Source organism: Polaribacter huanghezhanensis (genome assembly GCF_030444335.1).
Taxonomy (GTDB): domain Bacteria; phylum Bacteroidota; class Bacteroidia; order Flavobacteriales; family Flavobacteriaceae; genus Polaribacter; species Polaribacter huanghezhanensis.
The window spans coordinates 2086864-2109060 of record NZ_CP128595.1 but is presented as its reverse complement, the minus strand read 5'-3'; the positions used below and the strand labels follow the sequence as shown (position 1 = coordinate 2109060).

Sequence of the window (22197 nt, the reverse complement as noted above, 5' to 3'; positions counted from 1 at the left end):
TCTTATATACATATTATTATGAGCACAAAATTAACATTAACGATACAAGGAGAAATCATTGAAAGAGCAAAAAGCTATGCGAAAGAACAAAATAGAAGTTTGTCAGATATTATAGAAAACTATTTAAAAATGATTACCAAAGATCAGCATCCTAAAAGCAAAAAACTGAATCCAGCAGTTGAATCATTAAAAGGTTCTTTTAAAATGCCAAAAAACATGGATTATAAAAAAGAGCTTAAGGAGAGAGTGGAAAAAAAATATTTATAAATGGATAGAGTTCTAATCGATACAGACGTTCTTCTAGATTTCTTCTTTGACAGAAAACCATTTGCAGAATATTCGGCCCAAATTTTAAATCTTTGTACAGAAAAAGAAATAAAAGGATTTACAACTCCAGTAATTATCTCAAACATATACTATTTGCTTAGAAAAACAGCCAAACATGCATTTGTAGTTGAAAAAATAAAACAACTTCTTACTTTTATTGATGTCATAAAAATGGATAAAACCACTGTAATAAATGCACTGAATTCTGAATTTAAAGATTTTGAAGATGCGCTACAAAATTTTTCGGCAATAGAAAATGGACAGATTAAAATTATTCTAACAAGAAATATAAAAGACTATAAAAAGAGTAAACTAGCTGTTTTAACACCTGAAGCTTATTTAAAAGTAATTGGTTTATAAAATTCGAATGCCTGCTTCATTAAATAATATTTTCTCCGTTTAAATTGGTGGTTAACACATCAGAAAACAAATTAAAAAACGGACGTAATGCTTTGTAACTGTTATCGATTTCTTCTAAAAAGTTAGGAGTAAATACTTCTGCATCTGTAAAATTACGCACTGCGATAAATCCTTTTTTACGCAATAAATCAATATCTGGATGGTTTTTATCGAATCCGCGTGGCGCAGATTTTAATTCATCGCCATCAAATTTTCCGCCAAAATATTTCTGATACTTTTTATCGTTCAAAAGGTCTCTAAACTCTGTTGCATCCAATTCAATTTCTTTTCTGATGCGTTGCAAATCTTCTTTGTTGGGTTCCCAAAATCCGCCCGCTAAAAAACTTTCTCCGGGTCGTATTCTTAAATAATATCCGCCACGTAAACTTTTTCCTGTTCTAGAAAACGAACCCGCAAAATGTGGTTTGTACGGTGTTTTGTCTTTCGAAAAACGCACATCTCTATAAATCCGAAACAATTTAAACTGATCTATTTCATCGTGTTTTTCTAGGTTTTCTCTAATGGTTCCGTAGAATTCTTTTGCATGATTTTGATGTTCTTTAAACACCTCTTTTCGTTCGAAAAACCATTCTCTGTTGTTGTTTTCTTTTAAATCTGATAAAAATTGAAAAGCTGATTTGTCGAATTGCATAAAGTAGAAATTTTAAAAGTTCAATGTACAAAAGAAATCGGAAATAGATTTGTATTTTCGATGCTGAATGAAATTATCATCAAAACAAATACAGCAACAGTATACCGGTTTTCTGCAAACACCTTGTTTATGGAAAAATGATGCTGTGTATGGTTTGCAACAGTTTGAAATTGAGCAAAAAGCAATTGCTTTTGATTTAGAAATTGATACAAAACTTCGTTTAGGAAAATACATAGAACGCTTTGTTTCTTTTCAATTGCAACAAGAAAATGGAATTGAAATCATTTCTGAAAACATTCAAATTCAGCGCGAAAAAATTACGTTGGGCGAATTGGATTGTTTGCTTTTAAAGGATCAAAAACCCATTCATTTAGAAGTTATTTACAAGTTTTATCTGTACGATCCTTCAGTTGGGAATTCTGAAATAGCACATTGTATTGGTCCGAACAGAAAAGATTCTTTGCTCCAAAAAGTAACAAAGCTTAAAGACAAACAATTGCCACTGCTCTACTCTAACGAATGCGAATCGTATTTGAAAGAACTCCATTTAAACGTTTCAGAAATAGAGCAACAAGTCTATTTTAAAGCACAATTATTTGTTCCCTTTGCAAGGCAAGATGTTCAGTTAAAGACATTGAACCAAGATTGTATTGTTGGGTTTTACATCAACCAAAAAGAATTAGCAACTTTTAAAGAGTGTAAGTTTTACATTCCGACGAAAAAGAATTGGCTACTCCAACCACATACGCAAGTTGCTTGGCAACCTTTTATTTCTTTTGAAAAAGAAGTTTCAGAAATACTCGACAAAGAAAGCTCTCCGCTTTGCTGGATGAAACATCCAAACGGAGAAATTTCTAAGTTTTTTCTTATTTGGTGGCAAGCATAGCTTGTTTAAGTATTGATTTATTTTTATCAATAGCCTTTCTTTGGATTCCCTTTTTCAAAGGAATGACATTTAGAAGTAAAAATTTATTTCTCTCTTCCCTTTAAAACGTCAACAACATCTTTTAATTGAAACCCTTTTGCTTGTAACAACAATAAATAGTGAAACAGCAAATCGGCACTTTCATTTAAAAACAAATCATCATTGTTGTCTTTTGCTTCAATAATTACTTCTACGGCTTCTTCTCCAACCTTTTGCGCTACTTTATTGATGCCTTCACTAAACAGCGAAGCAACATAAGAATTGTTCGTGTCAGCATTCTTAATTCTGTTTTCAATTTTTGTTTCTAGTTTAGAAATAAATCCAAAATTTTCTTCATTGGGTTCATTCCAACAGGTATCAGTTCCTTTGTGACACGTTGGCCCAATTGGATTTACTGATATGAGCAATGTATCCTTATCACAATCTAGTTTAATGTCTACTAGATGTAATACGTTTCCACTTTCTTCTCCTTTTGTCCACAAGCGATTCTTAGTTCTGCTAAAAAAAGTTACCCGTTTTGTTTCTTGTGTTTTAGCAAATGCTTCTTGGTTCATATATCCCAGCATCAATACATTTTTGGTGGTTGCATCTTGAATGATTGCCGGAACTAATCCGTCGTTATTTTTATTGAAATTGATATTCATAATTTATATTTTATTTGTCTCCTCGAGCGCAGTCGAAAGGTCATTAGTTCTCGACTGCGCTCGAACTGACATTTATATTTATATTCTTACTGGAATATTATTATTTTTTAACTCTTGCTTTAATGCTGAAATTTCTATTTCTTTAAAGTGAAAAACACTTGCTGCCAACGCTGCATCTGCTTTTCCTTTGATAAATGCATCTGTAAAATGTTGCATGGTTCCTGCGCCACCAGAAGCTATAATTGGAATGTTTACCAAACTTGATAATTGCGCCAAAGCTTTGTTTGCAAATCCGTCTTTTGTTCCATCGTTTTCCATCGACGTAAATAAAATTTCTCCTGCGCCGCGTTTTTCTACTTCCTTTGCCCAGTCGAATAAATTGAGTTCTGTCGGGACTTTCCCACCGACTAAATGGACTCGCCAAATTCCGTTTACTCGTTTGGCATCAATTGCCACAGTAATACATTGACTGCCAAATTTACTAGCCAACTCATTGATTAATTTCGGATTTTTTACTGCGGATGAATTGATAGAAACTTTATCTGCGCCAGAATTTAATAGCACAGAAACATCGTCTACGCTAGATATTCCACCACCAACAGTAAACGGAATGTTTATTTGTTCTGCTACTTTTAACACCAATTCGATGAGTGTTTTTCGTTTTTCTTCTGTGGCAGAAATGTCTAAAAACACCAATTCATCAGCACCGTTTTCTGCGTATATTTTTGCCAATTCAACGGGATCACCAGCATCACGCAAGTTCACAAAATTGACACCTTTTACTGTTCTTCCGTCTTTGATGTCTAAACACGGAATGATTCTTTTTGTTAACATAGTTGTCGTAGTGTCACCTCGAGCGCAGTCGAGAGGTTATGAATAGTTCTCGACTGCGCTCGAACAGACATTTAGTTGTTAATTATAAATTGTTCCAATTGTTTTAAAGAAATTCTATTTTCATAAATCGCTTTTCCAATAATAACGCCTTCGCAGCCCATTGCTGCTAACTTCGGCAATTCATCAAAGGTTGAGATTCCTCCTGAGGCGATTAATTTTAATGAATTATTTGTCTCCTCGAGCGCAGTCGAGAGGTCATTCGTTCTCGACTGCGCTCGAACTGACATTCTGCATTCTTTTAAAATCTCTGAGTACAATTCAAACGAGGGTCCAGAAAGCATTCCGTCTTTTGCAATATCAGTAGAAATTACATATTCAATTCCCTTTTTTTGATAGTTTTGAATAAAAGGAATGATCTCTTGTTCACTTTTTTCCAACCAACCATTAGTCGCTATTTTTCCGTTATTTGCATCGGCTCCTAAAATAATTGTATTGCTTCCGTATTGAACAATCCATTTTTCAAATAACTCAGGATTTTTTACAGCAATACTTCCGCCAGTAATTTGGTTTGCTCCCGAATTAAACGCAATTTCTACATCTTTATCAGATTTTAAACCGCCACCAAAATCGATATTTAAATTGGTTTCTGATGCAATTAGTTCTAAGACTTTATAATTGATAATTTTGCTTGCTTTTGCGCCGTCTAAATCCACTAAATGTAAATACTCAATGCCTGCTTGCTCAAATTCTTTGGCAACTTCTAACGGATTTTCATTGTATATTTTTTTGGTCTTATAATCTCCTTTTGACAATCGAACGCATTTTCCGTCGATGATGTCTATTGCTGGTATGATTCTCATGTTTTAGCTTTTGGCTATTAGCAAATGGCTAACAGCTTTTTTATAATTCTATAAAATTTTTTAAAATTTGTTCTCCTATTACACCACTTTTCTCTGGATGAAATTGCACTCCGTAAAAATTATCTTTTTGCAAAGCAGCAGCATATGCGATGTCGTAATTGGTAGTTGCAATGGTTTCATCGCAATTTTCTGCATAAAAACTATGTACCAAATACATAAATTCGTTTTCTTTTATTCCTGTAAATAGATCCGATTTCAAATCAGAAATGGTATTCCAACCCATTTGCGGAACTTTTACTTTTGATGAAAAACGTTTTACTGTCGTATTAAAAATTCCCAATCCTTTGGTGTTTCCTTCTTCTGTTGCAATACACATCAATTGCATTCCTAAACAGATTCCTAAAACAGGTTGTTTCAAGGTCGGAATTATTGCGTCTAATCCGCTTTCTTTTAACATTCTCATGGCTGAACTTGCTTCTCCAACTCCAGGAAATATCACTTTATCAGCAGTTCTTATTTCATCGATATTATTTGATAAAACAGCATCAACACCTAACCGTTTAAAGGCAAACTGAATGCTTTTAATATTTCCTGCTCCGTAATCAATAATTATGATTTTCATAATAGCTTTTAATCTTTAATGTTGAGTTTTTAGTTAAATCACTCAAAACTTAAAACTCACAATTCAACACTTTTTTAAAGCATTCCTTTTGTAGATGGCAGTAACATTTTATCTACATCTCTTTTTACCGCTACTTTGATTGCTTTTGCAAAAGCTTTAAAAATGGCTTCAATTTTATGGTGTTCGTTCCTTCCTTCTGCTTTGATATTTAAATTGCATTTTGCGCCATCTGTAAACGATTTAAAAAAGTGATAAAACATTTCTGTAGGCATTTTACCAATCATTTCTCTTTTAAAATCCGCATCCCAAACCAACCAATTTCTTCCACCAAAATCGATAGCAACTTGTGCCAAACAATCGTCCATAGGCAAACAAAATCCGTAACGCTCAATTCCTAATTTGTTAGCCAACGCTTTGTTGAATACTTCTCCTAAAGCAATTGCGGTGTCTTCAATGGTGTGATGCTCGTCAACTTCTAAATCACCTTGTACTTGAATGTTTAAATCCATTTGTCCGTGTCGTGCAATTTGGTCTAACATATGATCAAAAAAAGCAATTCCGGTAGCAATAGTACTTTTTCCAGTTCCGTCTAAATTGATGTCGATTTTAATCTTCGTTTCGTTGGTGTTTCTTTCTATAGAAGCTGTTCTTTGGGATACTTTTAAAAACTCGTAAATCGTTTTCCAATTCGATGTTTTTAAAGCTTGAGTTTCGTTTTTGTAATTCAATGTTTCATCAGCAGTGATTAGAATTCCTTTTGCGTTTAAATTCTCTGCCAATTCAATATCCGTTAAACGATCTCCGATAACAAATGAGTTTTCTAAATCGTAATTTCCTTTCAAATACTTCGTTAACAAACCTGTTCTTGGTTTTCTGTTTTGCGAATTTTCTTCAGGAAAACTGTTGTCGATTAGAATGTCATTAAAAACAATTCCTTCATTTTTAAACGCCTGAATCACTTTATTTTGTGCAGGCCAAAAAGTAGCTGAAGGAAAAGAAGTTGTTCCCAAACCATCTTGGTTGGTGACCATCACCAATTCAAAATCCAATTCTTCTGCAATGCGACTCAGCCATCTAAAAACACCTGGATAGAATTCTAATTTTTCTAAACTGTCTAATTGATAATCGATGGGCGGCTCAATAACTAAGGTTCCGTCTCTGTCTATAAATAGTGCTTTTTTCATTTTTTTATTATTTGTTGTCATTTCGAAATGAGTTTGTAAAACGATTGAGAAATCTCATCAACTTTTTATTTTTCTTTTTGTTTTGTCATTCCCGTTAAAACGAGAATCTATTTTCTTTTATATCTTGTTTTTATGGATTCCTACAAGGTTTCAAAAACCTTGTAGGTGTTTTATAACTGTTTAAATATGGTTATCAATTCTTTATTTTCTGATGCAGTCCCAACAGTAATTCGCAAACAATTTTCACACAAAGGTTCCTTTGTCCTATTTCGAATTACAATTCCGTTTGAAAGTATTTGATGGTATCTTTTGGTAGCATCATCTACTTTTATCAATAGAAAATTTGAGTCTGATTGATGCACTTTTTCAATAAAATCAATGGATTTCAATTCTTTTTCAAGTTGAACTCTTTCGTTTTTAATTTGTATAATTTCATTTTGAACGGCATCAAAATCTAACAATCTATTGATTGCTTTTTGTTGTGATAATTCGTTTACGTTATAAGGCGGTTTTATGGAGTTCAATACGCTAATAATTTCTTTGGATGCATAACAAACTCCTAACCGAATTCCTGCCATTCCATACGCTTTCGACAAGGTTTGTGTGATGACTAAATTCGGGAATTCCTCTAATTTATTTAACCAACTTGCTTGTTCAGAAAAATCGATATAGGCTTCGTCAATCACTACCAAACCGTTGAACTTTAATAACAATTCTTCAATTGCAGCAACAGAAAAACTATTTCCGGTTGGATTATTTGGTGAGCACAAAAACAAGAGTTTCGTATTTTCATCAACTTTACTTAAAATTTGCTCAACTTTTGGTTGAAAATCTTCAGTTAAAACAACTTTTATGTTTTCAACTGCATTGATGTTTGCCAACACAGCATACATTCCGTATGTTGGTGGTAACGTAATAATGTTGTCTCTATTCGGTTCACAAAAAGCTCTAAAAAGCAAATCCAACACTTCGTCACTTCCATTTCCTAAAAGGATGTTTTTAGTATCAATTTTTTTAATTTTTGACAACAATTCTTTTACCGAATTTTGTTGTGGATCTGGATAGCGATTTACACCATTTGCAAACGGATTTTCATTGGCATCTAAGAAAGTCATTTCTTTAGAAGGTGCATTTGTATATTCATCTCTTGCGGATGAATAGGGCTTTAGAGATTTAATATTTTCTCTAATGAGGTTGTTGATGTTGAAATTTGTTTTCATTTTATATTTACGTTGTCACATCGAGTGAATTTATGACGTCAGGAATAAATTTGTATCGAGATGCTATTATCATTTGTTCTCGATACAATTTCTCGTTCCTCGAAATCACTCGAACTGACATTTATATTTATTTTATATTTTTTAACCGAATCGAAACCGCATTTTTATGCGCTTGCAACCCTTCTGCTGCTGCCATAATTTCAATCGATTTCCCAATGTTTTGCAATCCTTCTTTTGATATTTTTTGATAGGTAATGCTTTTTAAAAAGCTGTCTAAATTAACTCCAGAATACGCTTTTGAAAATCCGTTTGTTGGTAAGGTATGATTGGTTCCAGAAGCATAATCTCCCGCACTTTCTGGTGTGTAATTCCCAATAAAAACAGAGCCAGCATTCTCAATATTATCTACAAAATAATTATCGTTTCTAGTGGCAATAATTAAATGTTCCGGAGCATATGCATTGATAAGATTTAACGCTGCGTTTTCATCTTCCATTAAAATCATTTTCGAATTTTCTAATGCTTTTGCTGCAATTTCTTTTCTAGGCAAGGCTAAGAGTTGTTTTTGGATTTCATTCTCAACGGATTCAATCAATGCAATGGAATCAGAAACCAATACAACTTGACTGTCGGTTCCGTGTTCTGCTTGACTCAATAAATCTGAAGCAACAAAAGAAGCATTTGCAGAAACATCAGCAACCACTAACAATTCACTTGGTCCCGCTGGCATATCAATGGCAACACCATATTTGGTGGCAATTTGTTTTGCAACCGTTACAAACTGATTTCCTGGTCCAAATATTTTAGAAACTTTCGGAACACTTTCTGTTCCAAATGTCATGGCAGCAATGGCTTGAATTCCGCCCACTTTAAAAATTCTTGTTACTCCACAAAGAGTTGCTGCATATAAAATAGCGGGATTTATTTTTCCGTTTTTATCGGGAGGAGAACACAATACAATTTCTTTACACCCTGCAATTTGAGCAGGAATTGCCAACATTAAAACGGTAGAAAATAAAGGCGCTGTTCCGCCAGGAATGTACAAACCAACTTTTGTAATCGGCTTTTTTTCTTGCCAACATTGAACTCCGGTAGTAGTTTCTACCACTACTTTCTCCGTTTTTTGCGCTCTGTGAAATTTTTCAATATTGTTTTTAGCAACTTCAATAGCATTTTTCAATTCATCTGAAACCAACGAAATACCTTTTTCTATTTCTTTATCAGAAACAAATATGCTTTCTAAACTGACGTTATCAAATTGTTTGGTATAGGTTGCAACAGCATTATCTCCATTTCTTTTTACAGCATCAAAAATCTGATTGACTGTTCTCTCAATAGCGTCTACCGTTTTTGTAGGTCTTTCTAAGATTGTATTCCAATCTTTTGGTTGCGGGTTTTGGATTACTTTCATTTTTTTAATCTTATTATTTCATCACTTAACATTTTGTCTGTTCGAGCCTTGCCTGCGGCAGGCAAGGCTCGACCTGACATTATAGTTTCTCTTAAAGTACCATCTTTTCAATTGGACACACTAAAATTCCCTCTGCTCCTTTTTCTTTCAACACATCAATAATTTCCCAAAACTGATTTTTATCAATCACAGAGTGCACAGAGCTCCAACCTTTTGTTGCCAACGGTAAAACAGTCGGACTTTTCATTCCAGGTAAAACCGCAATGATTTCTGACAGTTTTTCGTTGGGAGCGTTTAACAGGACATATTTTGAATTTCGTCCTTTTAAAACAGCCTTAATCCGAAACTGTAATTTGTTTAGTACTTGTTGATTTTCTTCAGAGATTAAAGGAGAAACTGCCAATACTGCTTCCGACTTTAACAACACCTCTACTTCCTTTAAATTATTTTTAAAAAGGGTGCTTCCGCTTGATACGATGTCACAAATTCCGTCTGCCAATCCAATATTCGGAGCAATTTCTACAGAACCATTAATGATGTGTAATTGTGTATCAACGCCTTTATCAAGCAAGAATTTTTTTACTGTATTCGGATAAGATGTGGCAATTTTTTTGTTGTTGAAATACTCGATTCCGTTATAGATTTCACCTTTAGGAATTGCTAAAGAAACTTTGCATTTAGAAAACCCTAATTTTTCTGCGATGTTAATATCTTCACCTTTTTCTATCAGCACATTTTCTCCGATAATGGCAATGTCTACAACGCCGTCTCTTAGGTATTGTGGAATATCTCCGTTTCTCAAGTAAAAAACTTCTAAGGGAAAATTACTTGAAATTGCTTTTAACTGATCTTTTCCGTTGTCGATGGAAATACCGCAATCTTTTAAAATCTGTAAGGAATCTTCGTTTAATCTTCCTGATTTTTGAATGGCTATTCTTAGTTTACTCATTTTGTTTGAAATTTGTTTGAGTAAACCGAAAGGAAATATCTGTGTAAGAAAAAACCCGTTCGATGTACTCAAACGGGTTTAAAATATATGTTGAATTTATTCAATACACTTTCACTTCGCTTGAGTCGAATTGTAAAAATGATGATGATGGTTTTGAATAAATGTCATGTCGTTGTTTTTAACTCTGCAAATATTGTGATTTTATTTTTTAATATACAAATGATTTCTACATTTTTTTAAAATAAACGCTACAATCATCTTAAAAGCCTTATACTATGGGAAAATAAACCATTTTATGATTGAAACAAAAGTTTTTGATGTAGTACACAAACCAACAGAACCAGAAAAAGCAGAAATAGTAAATTTTCTCTTTGAACATCTCCAAGAATATGGAGATTCGAAAAAAGATATTCAAAAAGCAATCGACTATTCTATCAATGAGTTTATTTCGTTTGGCGGATTTACCATGTTAATTTTAGAGGATGATCAAATTGCTGGAGTTACAGTAATTAACGAAACCGGAATGGGTGGTTATATTCCAGAAAATATACTTGTTTATATTGCTACACATAAAGAGTATCGAGAAAAAGGACTCGGAAAAATGTTAATGCTAAATGCTATTGATCACGCAAAAGGAGATATCGCATTACACGTAGAAGCAAATAATCCTGCTATAAAATTGTATGAAAAACTTGGATTTACAAACCCGTATTTAAAAATGAGATTAAAGAAATAAATTATGGCTGAGCTATTAATTCACACAAAAAAAATCCAAGGAAACATCAAGTATTTAAGTGCTTATTTTAAAGCGCATCATATTACTTGGAGTTTAATTACAAAGGTTTTTTCAGGAGATAAAGAGTTTTTGAAACATGTTCTTACTGATGAAATTATTCAGAAAATAGATTCCATTGGAGATTCTAGATTGACAAGCTTAAAAAATTTAAAAGAAGTAAATCCAAAAATGCAAACCATATACATCAAGCCTCCAGCTAAAATATATGCAGATGATATTATAAAATATGCTACGATTTCTCTAAACAGTTCTTTTACAACTATTATGGCTTTAAATGAAGCTGCTAAAAAAGCCAATACCATTCATCAAATAATTATTATGGTAGAACTTGGAGAGCTGAGAGAAGGTGTAAAAAGAGCTGAATTAATGAGTTTTTATGAAAAAGTGTTTCAGCTTTCTCATATTGAAGTTGTTGGCGTTGGATCTAATTTAGGGTGTATGTATGGTGTTGAACCCACGTATGATAAATTGTTACAACTATCACTTTATAAAGAGATGATTTCTGCAAAATTCAATAGAGAATTGAAATATGTTTCTGGCGGAACTTCAATTACATTGCCTTTAGTTGAGAGTAAAACAATTCCGAAAGACATCAATCACTTTCGAGTTGGAGAAGCTGTTTTTTTTGGAACGAGTCCGTTAAATAACAAGCAATTTAAAGAGCTTTCTACAGAAACTTTTGAATTTAATGCAAATATAATTGAGTTGGAAGAAAAAAACATCGTTCCAGAAGGAGTTATAAGCGATGGAAGTATTGGCCACTCTGCCGATTTTAATGCAAAAGGTACTAGCGAAACTTCTATCAAAGCAATTCTTGATTTTGGTATTATAGATGTTGATAAAGAAGATATCAATCCTATTGATGAAAGCTTAAAGTTTGTTGGAATCACTTCAGATATGCTGGTTGTTGATATCGGGAATAACAAAACAAAAGACGGAAAAAAGAAATATAGTATTGGAGATAAAATTCCGTTTAAACCCAATTATATGGCAGTAGCAAGATTGTTAAACTCAAAATTTATTGACAAAAAATTTGACTAAAACCGCTTTTTTTAATCGCTAGAATTATTACGATTCTAGCGGAATTTCAGGCAATTTATTTTTAAAACTTGGCGCATTATCTCTGTAAGAAACTACTTTCTTTTTAGAAACCGTTACCAATAAATCTTCGTTTAAGGTAAATAGAGTCCCTACTCTAAAAGAATCCATAAGCAGAATTTCCAATTCAGAAATTGCCTCGTTTAAAGAAAATTGTTTGTATTGGTTTTCGGTTGCATAGCGGTATTTGAACTGAAAAATTTCTTTATTATCAACCAAAAACAAACGCATATATATATTTTGTAACCCTAAGCTTTTTCTAACAGGCTTACTCAACGTTAGCTTTACAAATTCGTCCTTTATAACGCTTTGTTGCAATGTTTCAAAAAAATGGTTAAATTCAGTCATGCTGCAAAGATATATTGTTTAAGCCAAAAAAACGCCACTTAAAAGTGGCGTTTTTATATTTATTTATTTATTTATTTTATAAGATTCCTGCCTTGCTCCTCCGCTAAAGCTTCGAGCGGCACGCGGACGCAGGAATGACAAATAATTATGCTTTAAATACAATTTTACGCATACGTAAACTTAAAGGAGTTACCTCTAAGTACTCATCTTCTTTGATGTATTCCATATTTTCTTCCAAAGAGAAATCAACTTTCGGTGCAATTTTCATCGCTTCATCTGTACCAGATTTACGCATGTTTGTCAATTGCTTTCCTTTAATCAAGTTTACAGCCATATCTTCTGACTTCGAATTTTCTCCAATTACCTGACCAATATAAATCTCTTGATTGATATCAATAAAGAAACGTCCTCTATCTTGTAAACGGTTTAACGCGTATGCAGTTGCTTTACCAGCTGCAGAAGAAACAATTGCTCCTTTAATATCTTCGGTAAAATCACCTTTATAAGGTCCGTATTCACTAAATCTATGGTTGATAATTGCTGTACCTGCTGTTGCAGTTAAAATTCTATTACGCAATCCAATCAATCCTCTTGAAGGAATTGTAAATTCTAAATGTTGTAAATCTCCTTTAGGCTCCATAATCATTAAGTCACCTTTACGTAAAGAAACTAAGTTTACCGCTTTAGAAGCAGACTCTTCTGGTACATCTATAGACAATGTTTCCATTGGTTCATGTTTCTTACCATCAATCATTTTAATAATTACTTGAGGTCTTCCCACTTGTAATTCATATCCTTCTCTACGCATAGTTTCAATCAATACAGATAAGTGTAAAACTCCACGTCCATAAACGTTGAATTTATCTTCACTATCAGTTGTTTCAACTTTTAATGCTAAGTTTTTCTCTAATTCTTTAAACAGTCTGTCACGAATGTGACGAGAAGTAACATATTTTCCTTCTTTACCAAAGAAAGGAGAATTGTTAATCGTAAACAACATACTCATGGTAGGTTGATCAATTTCTGTTCTTGGCAACGCTTCTGGGTTTTCTAAATCAGCAATCGTATCACCAATTTCGAATCCTTCAATACCTGTAATAGCACAAATATCTCCACAAGGCACTTTATCTACTTGAATTTTACCCATTCCTTCGAATACGTGCAATTCTTTAATTCTTACTTTTTTAGTTGAACCGTCAGCTTTACATAACATGTAATCTTTACCCGCTTCTAAATCTCCACGGAAAATACGTCCGATAGCAATTCTTCCTGTAAATGAAGAAAAGTCTAAAGAAGTAATTTGCATTTGTGGTGTTCCTGGATTGTATTTTGTTTCTGGAATAGACTCTAATACAGCATCTAATAAATCTAAGATATTATCTTTAGGATCTTGCCAATCTGTACTCATCCAACCATTTTTAGCTGAACCATAAATAGTTACAAAATCTAATTGCTCTTCAGTTGCTTCTAATGCAAACATTAAATCGAACACTTTCTCGTGCACTAAATCTGGAGTACAGTTTTCTTTGTCTACCTTATTTACAACTACAATTGGAGTCAATCCTAATTCTAGTGCTTTTCCTAATACAAAACGTGTTTGTGGCATTGGTCCTTCAAAAGCATCAACCAATAATAACACACCATCAGCCATTTTTAATACACGTTCTACTTCTCCACCAAAATCGGCGTGACCAGGAGTATCAATTACATTGATTTTTACACCTTTATAATTAACAGATACGTTTTTAGAAAGAATGGTAATTCCTCTTTCACGCTCTAAGTCATTATTATCTAATAACAAATCTGTACGTTCTTTACGATCGTCTAAGATTTTAGCTTGGTCTATAATTTTATCAACCAAGGTTGTTTTTCCGTGATCGACGTGGGCTATAATAGCGATATTTCTAATTGATTGCATACTTGCTTCTTAAATTTCGTGCAAAAGTAGTGTTTTTTCGTTGAATATAAAGAAGTTAAAAGTTGAATTTTTTGTTTTATTTTAAATCAATATCTATAGAATCATCTTCTCTAAATGAACTTGGTAAAATATCTGGAATCAATTTTATTAAAAGGGGCAATAATAAGGCTCCGCCAGGAAGCATAAAAACAGCCAAAGCTGGGATGCTTTTACAAATATCTAACAACTGCTCTTTTACTTTCTTTTTTTCTTCTGAGGTAAGTTTTTTATGCGTAGATTTTGTTAACAATGATAGCAACTCTTTGCTTTCTCTGATTTCATTTGCAAGTCGTTTCTTATTCTTGTAAATACTTGCTTTTATTTCTTGAAGGGTAGTACTCACTATAGTTTACGACGTTTTTTTTCTGTTTTTATTAAGTTCAATTCTCTACTTGTTTGTCCGGCTACAGAAGTGTTTTCTTCTGCTCTTCTAATTAAATATGGCATCACATCTCTAACGGGACCAAAAGGAACATATTTTGCAACATTATATCCTTCGTCTGCTAAATTAAAACTGATGTGATCGCTCATTCCATATAACTGTCCAAACCAAACACGTTTGTCATTTAATTGGATGTTGTGTTTTTTAATTAAATCCATCACTAAAAAAGAACTTTCTTCGTTGTGTGTTCCTGCAAACAATGCCATTTTCGGGTGTTCCATCATGTACACAATGGCTGCATTGTAATTCTCGTCAGTTGCTAATTTATCAGCACAAATTGGAGACTCATATCCTTTTTCTTCTGCTCTTTCTCTTTCTTTTTCCATATATGCACCACGAACAATTTTCATTCCGATATAAAATCCTTTTTGATGCGCTTTTTGATGCAATTCTTTTAAATATGCTAATCTATCGTGGCGGTACATTTGTAAAGTACTAAAAACAATGGCTTTTTTTGTGTTGTAAACTTCCATCAATTCTTCAATTAAATGATCTGCTGCACCTTGCATCCAGCTTTCTTCTGCATCTATTAACAACGGAACATCCTTTTCTACCGCAACTTTACAAACTGCGTGATAACGTTCTACAACACGCAACCATTCCGATTTTTCATCAACAGTTAACTCCGCTCCTTCTGTAATTTTTTGATACAACGCAAAACGTCCAAATCCGGTTGGTTTAAAAACAGCAAACGGAATCGATTCTTTTTCTTCACAAAAATCAAGAATACGAAGTATTTTATGCAAGGTTTTATCAAACTCTTCTTCACTTTCTTTGCCTTCAACAGAATAATCTAAAACAGAACTCACTTTTTTTGTAAACATATTATCTATGTTTGGCATGCAATCTTCTTCTGTTACGCCGCCACAAAAGTGATCGAAAACAGTAGAGCGAATTAAACCTTCTACAGGTAAATGTGCTTTTAATGCAAAGTTTGTAACCGCAGTTCCAATACGAACCATTGGTTGATTCTGTATCATTTTAAATAAAAAATAAGCACGTTCTAATTGAGAGTCAGATTTTAAAGAAAATGCTACTTCCGTATTTTCAAAAATTTTCATAGATAAACAGTTGTCATTTATTATAACAAAGATAGTTTTAATGTATAAGTATTTCAATTTTTTCTACTTAATTTGCACCTATAATAAGTAAAGAATGAAATCAATTAAAGCAGCAACCTATTTTGTTCATTTTGAAGAAAATGGATACACCGAATTAAACACATTAATAGCTTCAAAAGCGTACTCTTCAATATTTATTTTGGTGGATGAGTTTACACATACCCACTGCTATCCGAAATTTATATCAAAATTAGCTGTTGATTGCCCGATTGAACTCATAGAAATTGAATCTGGTGAAATTCATAAAAACTTAGAAACGTGTACTGGGGTTTGGAACGTGTTGACCGAACTAAATGCTGATCGTAAAAGTTTACTGATTACGTTAGGCGGCGGAGTGATTACCGATTTAGGCGGATTTGTAGCTGCAACTTTTAAACGCGGAATCGATTTTGTAAACATTCCGACAACTTTATTAAGTATGGTTGATGCTTCTGTTGGCGGAAAAACAGGCGTTGATTTAGGTGTTCTAAAAAACCAGATTGGTTTGTTTGCAAATCCAGAAATGGTACTCGTAGATGCAGCATATTTAGAGACGGTAACTCCAAGAGAAATTAGATCTGGTACTGCAGAAATCATCAAATATGGACTGACCTATGATGTAAGTTTATACGAAAAAATTAAAAATACTCAAAACTTAGATATTACGGAGTTAATTCATCGTTCAATAGAAATTAAAAACGAAGTTGTTCTACAAGATCCAAAAGAACAAAGTTTGCGTAAAATTTTAAATTTTGGTCACACAATTGGGCACGCCATAGAATCGTATTTTTTAGAATCCAAAATAAAAGAAAACTTAACACACGGAGAAGCGATTGCAATCGGAATGGTTGCTGAGTGTTATGTGTCTTCGGAATCGCTTGGGTTTCCTAAAAATGAATTAAAAAACATCAAACAACTCGTGCTAAACATTTACGGAAAAACTAAAATTTTAGAAAACGATTTTAACGGAATTTTAGAATACCTAAAACACGATAAAAAGAATGTTGGTGGACAAGTTAATTTTGTATTATTAACCGCTTTAGAACACACAAAAATTGATTGTAAAGTTGCTACCGAAATGATTATAAAAAGTATTCAATTTTACAATTCTTAACTCACTTTTACTCTTAACGATTCATAAATATCTTCGTAAACAGGTAAAATATTTTTGATAGAAAACTGCTTGGTGTGTGCTTTTGCATTTTGTTTAAATTGCAATAAAGTGACATCGTCTTTTACAATTTTTAATACATTATTCGCCATGTCTTCTACATCACCAACATCACTTAAATATCCTGTAACTCCATGCACATTTACTTCTGGTAATCCTCCAGAATTTGTAGAGACTACTGCCGTTTCTGCTGCCATTGCTTCTAAGGCTGCCAATCCAAAACTTTCTGTTTTAGAAGGCAATAAAAACACATCCGTATAACATAAAATTTCTGCTACTTCAGAACTGTTTCCTAAGAACAATACATCCTTTTTTATGCCCAATCTTTTTACCAATAATTCTGCACTTCTTCTTTCTGGACCATCACCAACCATTAATAATTTAGACGGAATTGTTCTGTGTACAATTTCAAAAGTTCTGATCACATCTTCAATTCTTTTTACGGGTCTAAAATTACTGATGTGTGTAAAAATACGTTCGTTGGGTTGTGCCAATGCAATTCGCTGACATTCTTGTTCATGCGCTTTTTCATATTTATCCGTATCAATAAAATTATGAATTACATGAATGTCTTTTTTAATATTAAATAAACGTAATGTATCTTCTTTTAAACTCTTAGAAACCGTTGTAACAACATCAGAATTATTGATGCTAAATTCTACTGCTGTTTTATAGGTTGGGTGACTTCCCACAAGCGTAATATCTGTTCCGTGTAAAGTAGTTACTACTTTGATGTCAATTCCTTTTTCTTTTAACATTTGCTTTGCCATATAGGCAGCGTAGGCATGCGGAATTGCATAATGCACATGTAAAACTTCCAATTGATATTTTTCTACAACTTCCACCATTTTTGATGACAAGGCCAACTCGTATGGTTGATATTGAAACAATGGATATTCTTCCATCATTACTTCATGAAAATGTAAATTGTGCGAAATAAAATCCAATCGAACTGGTTGATTGTAGGTGATAAAATGGATTTCATGTCCTTTATCTGCCAATGCCATACCTAATTCTGTTGCAACTACTCCACTTCCTCCAAAAGTTGGATAACAAACAATACCTATTTTCATATTAATAATTGAAAGATTAAATGATTTAAAAAAATGAAAGCTACAAAAACTTCAACTTCTTAGTTGTAAAGGTAAAACTATTCTTACATTTTAATCCTAAATAAATTTTCCCCTTTGGGGAAATGTCTGAAAGACAAAGGGGATTAATAATCTCCTAATGTTTCTGGATTTTGAGCCAATGCACTTTCTAATTGTTCATCGTTTGGTGCTTTTCCGTGCCAAGCATGAGTTCCCATCATAAAGTCCACTCCGTTACCCATTTCTGTATATAATAAAATACACACTGGTTTCCCTTTTCCTGTTCTAGATTTAGCTGCTGCCAATCCTTCTAAGATTGAAGGAATATCGTTTCCTTTTTTTACTTCTAAAACATCCCAACCAAAAGCTTCAAATTTTGCTTTGATACTTCCCATTGGCAACACATCGTCTGTTGCGCCATCAATTTGCTTTCCGTTTAAATCTACCGTAGAAATGATGTTATCCACTTTTTTTGCTGATGCATACATAATTGCCTCCCAGTTCTGCCCTTCTTGCAATTCTCCATCACCATGTAACGTGTATACTAAATGCGAATCGTTGTTTAATTTTTTCGCTTCAGCAGCTCCAATTGCAACACTCATTCCTTGCCCTAAAGAACCAGAAGCTATTCTAATTCCTTCTAAACCTTCGTGTGTTGTTGGATGTCCTTGTAAACGCGAATTTAATTTTCTAAATGTTGCTAATTCTTCTACTTTAAAGAATCCTGTGTGCGCCAAAACGCTATAAAAAACTGGAGAAATATGTCCGTTTGATAAAAAGAACAAATCTTCGTTGATTCCGTCCATTTTAAAATCAGTAGCATAGTCCATTACCTCTTGATATAGACAGGTAATAAATTCTGCACATCCTAAAGAACCTCCTGGATGACCTGAATTTACGGCATGAACCATACGTAAAATATCTCTTCTAACTTGTTGTGTAAAAATTTCTAAGCGTTGTACTGTTGTAGACATGTGTGTTTTGTTTGTTGCTGACAAAAGTACTTTTTTAAATGCGATTTGACAATGGCATTTTTACCTTTTTATTGACATAAATGAAAAGTTATTAAGAATAGTTCTCGACTCCGCTCGAACTGACAATTTTATGTCTTTTGCTTTTTTTTCTTCGCTGCAGGAAACAACACATTATTTAAGATTAAACGATAACCTGGAGAATTTGGATGCAAATCCAATTCCGTTTTAGGATCTCCAACTCTGTGCTGATAATCTTCAGGATCGTGTCCGCCATAAAAGGTAAACATTCCTTTTCCTTTGGTTCCGTGAATATAACGCGCTTCTCTGTTTACTTTATTTTCTCCCATCACCAAAACTGTTGGCTTTACGGTGTTTCGATCAAAAGAAGTCGTTTGTCCCATAAAACCTTTTACCAATTGCGTATGATTTTGCGTTAACATCGTCGGAACAGGATCCCATTTTGCAGAATATTCTTGTAAATAAAAATAATCGGAAGTTTTTGGGATTCTACGTTTTCGAGTCATATCAATGGATGAAAACTCATACGTTGTCGGATTTCTTATCAGCGTGTAATTCTCGAACGCAAAGGTTTTTTTAAAATCTATTTTAGCTTGGTAATTAGGTTCTGACGGATCTCCATCAAACATGGTTTCTGCAATATCAACGCCTTCGGCAGATAAGGCAATGTCAAAACTATCGGTTGCAGAACACATTGCAAACATAAATCCGCCACCAACAACATAATCTCTAATCTTTTTAGCAACTGCAAGTTTTTCTTCAGAAACTTTGTCATACCCTAATTTCTTTGCCAATGCTTCTGATTTTTGTTTTCTTTCAATATACCAAGGTTCTGCTCTAAAGCTTCCGTAAAATCGTCCGTATTGTCCTGTAAAATCTTCGTGATGCAAATGCAACCATTCGTATAACAATAACTTATCGTTTAACACTTCTTCATCGTAAATAACGTCAAACGGAATCTCAGCATATTTCAACACCATGGTTACCGCATCGTCCCAAGGCATTTTATCTTTCGGAGAATACACTGCAATTTTTGGTGCTTTTTCTAAGGTGACTGCTTCTTGATTTTTAGACGGAGAAGAAATGTCTTGTAAAATGATTTGTGCTTTTGCATCTGAAAGTATTTGATACGAAACGCCACGAATTTTACATTCTTTGATAATAGCTTCATTATTTTCTATTAAAAATGCGCCGCCATCATAGTTTAACAACCATTTAGCTTTGACGCCGTTTTGTAGCGAATAGAAAACAATTCCGTAGGCTTTTAAATGATTTTTCTGATTCTCTGCACTCATTGGGATGTAAATAAATTGCGCCCAAAGTGAATTGGTAATCAATAAAAAAGCGAGTATGGAAATGAGTTTTTTCAATAAATTTATTTTTTTAAATAAAACCTAAATGTCATTCCTGTGAAAACAGGAATCTAAACTTTCTTAATTATGGATTCCTGCCTTCGCAGGAATGACAACAGAATTAAAAAGGAACATCGCCTCCACCATCATCTTCAATACCAAAAGCATCTTTTGGGCTGATAAATTGATCTGGAGAAACAGAGTTCATGCTCGATTGGAATTCAGAACTAAAGCCTTCTTCTAAATCTGAGAATTTTGCCAAATGTCCTGTAAACTTTAAACGAATATTTTCCAATCCACCATTTCTGTGTTTTGCAACAATAAATTCTCCTTGTCCTTCACATGGTGTATGATCATCGTCGTCCCATTCTGTAACTCCGTAATATTCTGGTCTAAAAATAAACGATACAATATCTGCATCTTGTTCAATGGCACCAGATTCACGTAAATCAGATAATAAGGGTCTTTTTGATCCTCCACGTGTTTCAACCGCACGCGATAACTGAGATAATGCAATTACAGGAACTGCCAATTCTTTTGCCAATGCTTTTAAGTTTCTAGAAATGGTAGAAATTTCTTGCTCACGATTTCCGCCACCTTTTCCGGCAGAACCACCAGCAGTCATCAATTGTAAATAATCTACCACAATAATTTTTACGCCGTGTTGCGAAACCAAACGTCGTGCTTTTGCACGCAAATCAAAAATAGACAACGATGGTGTATCGTCAATAAAAATAGGTGCATCAGAAAGTTTCTTTACTTTTACATTTAGTTGTTCCCATTCGTGCGCCTCTAAATTTCCTTTACGCAGTTTTTCTGATGTTAAACCGGTTTCAGAAGAAATCATCCGTGTAATTAATTGTACAGAAGACATCTCTAAAGAGAACAATGCAACAGGATGACCAAAATCGATCGCCATATTTTTTGCCATAGAAATTACAAAAGCTGTTTTTCCCATACCAGGACGTGCAGCAATAATAATTAAATCGGACGGTTGCCAACCAGAAGTCAATGCATCTAATTTAGAAAAACCAGTTTCTAAACCGCTCATTCCGTCTTGGTTAGAAATATCTTGAATTTTCTTCAACGCTTGTTTTACCAAATCTCCTGCATCTTCAGAACCTTTCTTTAAGTTTCCTTGCGTAACCTCAAATAATTTTCCTTCGGCCAAATCTAATAAGTCAAAAACATCAACTGTTTCGTCATACGCTGTTTCTATAATATCACTAGAGATAGAAATTAATTTACGCTGAATGTATTTTTGTAAAATGATACGAGCGTGGTATTCGATATGTGCAGAAGAAGCTACTTTTTGAGTTAAATTGATGAGGTAAAAATCGCCGCCAACCAATTCTAACTTTCCGTCTTTTCTAAGTTGTTGAGAAACCGTTAATAAATCTGTAGGTTCAGAATTTTGAAACAAGGTATAAATAGCAGCGTAAATTTCTTGGTGTTTTTTATCATAAAAAGCATCAGGATGTAAAATATCAATCACATCGTCAATTCCTTTTTTATCAATCATCATTGCACCCAACACAGCAATTTCTAAATCCAATGCTTGTGGTGGTATTTTTCCTTTTTCTAAGCTAATAATTCTAGCTTTATCTACCTTTTTACCTGGTACAAATTTTGTTTCCTCCATAACAACAAATGTAGTTTTTTAGGTTGATACTTTAAAACTGAAATTTCAATTTCTTTATGCACATTTTTTGTTCACTAAAATGTTACTAACCTGTTAACAACAACTCAAGATTCAATTATTTGTCTATTTTTAATGTAATAAATTTTTTAAATTGTCTCCTCGAGCGGAGTCGAGAGGTTGT

General features: G+C 33.4%; 23 protein-coding genes. 6 read left to right on the top strand and 17 right to left on the bottom strand.

Annotation, left to right across the window (positions count from 1 at the left end):
• Nucleotides 1-18: 18 nt before the first annotated feature.
• Both KCTC32516_RS09935 and KCTC32516_RS09930 read left to right on the top strand, forming a co-directional pair.
• Nucleotides 19-267 carry a DUF6364 family protein gene (locus tag KCTC32516_RS09935; protein WP_301400264.1) on the top strand — a complete coding sequence of 83 codons (249 nt, stop codon included), beginning with the start codon at nt 19-21 and terminating at the stop codon, nt 265-267.
• Nucleotides 268-687, top strand: coding sequence for a type II toxin-antitoxin system VapC family toxin (locus KCTC32516_RS09930; RefSeq protein ID WP_301400263.1), 420 nt, complete (start codon nt 268-270; stop codon nt 685-687).
• A 19-nt stretch (nt 688-706) separates the two neighbouring features.
• Here KCTC32516_RS09930 and KCTC32516_RS09925 read toward each other — a convergent pair whose 3' ends face one another.
• Nucleotides 707-1378 (bottom strand): DUF2461 domain-containing protein, encoded by a 672-nt coding sequence (locus tag KCTC32516_RS09925; protein WP_301400262.1) that lies wholly within the window; start codon nt 1376-1378, stop codon nt 707-709.
• Nucleotides 1379-1445: 67 nt separating this feature from the next.
• Here KCTC32516_RS09925 and KCTC32516_RS09920 point away from each other — a divergent pair, with 67 nt between their 5' ends.
• Nucleotides 1446-2264 carry a DUF1853 family protein gene (locus KCTC32516_RS09920; protein WP_301400261.1) on the top strand — a complete coding sequence of 273 codons (819 nt, stop codon included), beginning with the start codon at nt 1446-1448 and terminating at the stop codon, nt 2262-2264.
• Nucleotides 2265-2347: 83 nt separating this feature from the next.
• Here KCTC32516_RS09920 and hisIE read toward each other — a convergent pair whose 3' ends face one another.
• The 8 genes from hisIE to hisG form a co-directional block, all read right to left on the bottom strand.
• A complete protein-coding gene (hisIE, locus tag KCTC32516_RS09915; protein WP_301400260.1) occupies nt 2348-2947 on the bottom strand; it encodes a bifunctional phosphoribosyl-AMP cyclohydrolase/phosphoribosyl-ATP diphosphatase HisIE in 600 nt (199 codons plus the stop codon).
• A 78-nt stretch (nt 2948-3025) separates the two neighbouring features.
• Complete coding sequence (gene hisF / locus KCTC32516_RS09910) at nt 3026-3781, bottom strand: imidazole glycerol phosphate synthase subunit HisF (RefSeq protein ID WP_301400259.1); 756 nt, start codon at nt 3779-3781, stop codon at nt 3026-3028.
• A 71-nt stretch (nt 3782-3852) separates the two neighbouring features.
• The gene (gene hisA, locus KCTC32516_RS09905; RefSeq protein WP_301400257.1) at nt 3853-4641 is read right to left on the bottom strand and encodes a 1-(5-phosphoribosyl)-5-[(5-phosphoribosylamino)methylideneamino]imidazole-4-carboxamide isomerase; all 789 of its coding nucleotides are present in this window, start codon (nt 4639-4641) and stop codon (nt 3853-3855) included.
• A 40-nt stretch (nt 4642-4681) separates the two neighbouring features.
• Complete coding sequence (gene hisH / locus KCTC32516_RS09900) at nt 4682-5263, bottom strand: imidazole glycerol phosphate synthase subunit HisH (RefSeq protein ID WP_301400256.1); 582 nt, start codon at nt 5261-5263, stop codon at nt 4682-4684.
• 74 nt (nt 5264-5337) lie between these two features.
• The gene (gene hisB, locus KCTC32516_RS09895) at nt 5338-6447 is read right to left on the bottom strand and encodes a bifunctional histidinol-phosphatase/imidazoleglycerol-phosphate dehydratase HisB (RefSeq protein WP_301400255.1); all 1110 of its coding nucleotides are present in this window, start codon (nt 6445-6447) and stop codon (nt 5338-5340) included.
• A 170-nt stretch (nt 6448-6617) separates the two neighbouring features.
• Nucleotides 6618-7667, bottom strand: coding sequence for a histidinol-phosphate transaminase (gene hisC, locus KCTC32516_RS09890; RefSeq protein WP_301400254.1), 1050 nt, complete (start codon nt 7665-7667; stop codon nt 6618-6620).
• A 127-nt stretch (nt 7668-7794) separates the two neighbouring features.
• Nucleotides 7795-9078 (bottom strand): histidinol dehydrogenase, encoded by a 1284-nt coding sequence (gene hisD / locus KCTC32516_RS09885; protein ID WP_301400252.1) that lies wholly within the window; start codon nt 9076-9078, stop codon nt 7795-7797.
• A gap of 91 nt (nt 9079-9169) precedes the next feature.
• The gene (gene hisG, locus KCTC32516_RS09880; protein WP_301400251.1) at nt 9170-10027 is read right to left on the bottom strand and encodes an ATP phosphoribosyltransferase; all 858 of its coding nucleotides are present in this window, start codon (nt 10025-10027) and stop codon (nt 9170-9172) included.
• A gap of 295 nt (nt 10028-10322) precedes the next feature.
• Between hisG and KCTC32516_RS09875 the strand changes: the two genes are divergently transcribed.
• Entirely contained in the window at nt 10323-10763 is a 441-nt protein-coding gene (locus KCTC32516_RS09875; RefSeq protein ID WP_301400250.1) for a GNAT family N-acetyltransferase, read from the top strand.
• Nucleotides 10764-10766: 3 nt separating this feature from the next.
• Entirely contained in the window at nt 10767-11864 is a 1098-nt protein-coding gene (locus KCTC32516_RS09870; RefSeq protein WP_301400249.1) for an alanine racemase, read from the top strand.
• Nucleotides 11865-11891: 27 nt separating this feature from the next.
• Here the strand turns inward: KCTC32516_RS09870 and KCTC32516_RS09865 are convergent, their stop codons facing one another.
• The 4 genes from KCTC32516_RS09865 to KCTC32516_RS09850 form a co-directional block, all read right to left on the bottom strand.
• Nucleotides 11892-12269: a hypothetical protein gene (locus KCTC32516_RS09865; RefSeq protein WP_301400248.1), complete on the bottom strand. Its 378-nt coding sequence runs from the start codon at nt 12267-12269 to the stop codon at nt 11892-11894.
• A gap of 145 nt (nt 12270-12414) precedes the next feature.
• Nucleotides 12415-14187 carry a translational GTPase TypA gene (gene typA, locus KCTC32516_RS09860; protein WP_301400247.1) on the bottom strand — a complete coding sequence of 591 codons (1773 nt, stop codon included), beginning with the start codon at nt 14185-14187 and terminating at the stop codon, nt 12415-12417.
• A 76-nt stretch (nt 14188-14263) separates the two neighbouring features.
• Nucleotides 14264-14569 (bottom strand): LETM1 domain-containing protein, encoded by a 306-nt coding sequence (locus KCTC32516_RS09855; protein WP_301400246.1) that lies wholly within the window; start codon nt 14567-14569, stop codon nt 14264-14266.
• Nucleotides 14569-15729 carry a proline dehydrogenase family protein gene (locus tag KCTC32516_RS09850; protein ID WP_301400245.1) on the bottom strand — a complete coding sequence of 387 codons (1161 nt, stop codon included), beginning with the start codon at nt 15727-15729 and terminating at the stop codon, nt 14569-14571. Before KCTC32516_RS09850 ends, KCTC32516_RS09855 begins: the two co-directional genes overlap by 1 nt.
• Nucleotides 15730-15823: 94 nt before the next feature.
• Between KCTC32516_RS09850 and aroB the strand changes: the two genes are divergently transcribed.
• A complete protein-coding gene (aroB, locus tag KCTC32516_RS09845) occupies nt 15824-16882 on the top strand; it encodes a 3-dehydroquinate synthase (protein WP_301400244.1) in 1059 nt (352 codons plus the stop codon).
• Here aroB and bshA read toward each other — a convergent pair.
• The 4 genes from bshA to dnaB form a co-directional block, all read right to left on the bottom strand.
• Entirely contained in the window at nt 16879-18012 is a 1134-nt protein-coding gene (bshA, locus tag KCTC32516_RS09840) for an N-acetyl-alpha-D-glucosaminyl L-malate synthase BshA (protein ID WP_301400243.1), read from the bottom strand. The two genes, aroB and bshA, sit on opposite strands and share 4 nt — an antisense overlap.
• 143 nt (nt 18013-18155) lie before the next feature.
• Complete coding sequence (locus KCTC32516_RS09835) at nt 18156-19004, bottom strand: transketolase (protein WP_301402757.1); 849 nt, start codon at nt 19002-19004, stop codon at nt 18156-18158.
• 128 nt (nt 19005-19132) lie between these two features.
• Nucleotides 19133-20392, bottom strand: a complete 1260-nt coding sequence (locus tag KCTC32516_RS09830; protein ID WP_301400242.1) for an asparagine synthetase B — start codon at nt 20390-20392, stop codon at nt 19133-19135.
• 103 nt (nt 20393-20495) lie between these two features.
• Nucleotides 20496-22016 (bottom strand): replicative DNA helicase, encoded by a 1521-nt coding sequence (gene dnaB, locus KCTC32516_RS09825; protein WP_301400241.1) that lies wholly within the window; start codon nt 22014-22016, stop codon nt 20496-20498.
• Nucleotides 22017-22197 lie beyond the last annotated feature (181 nt).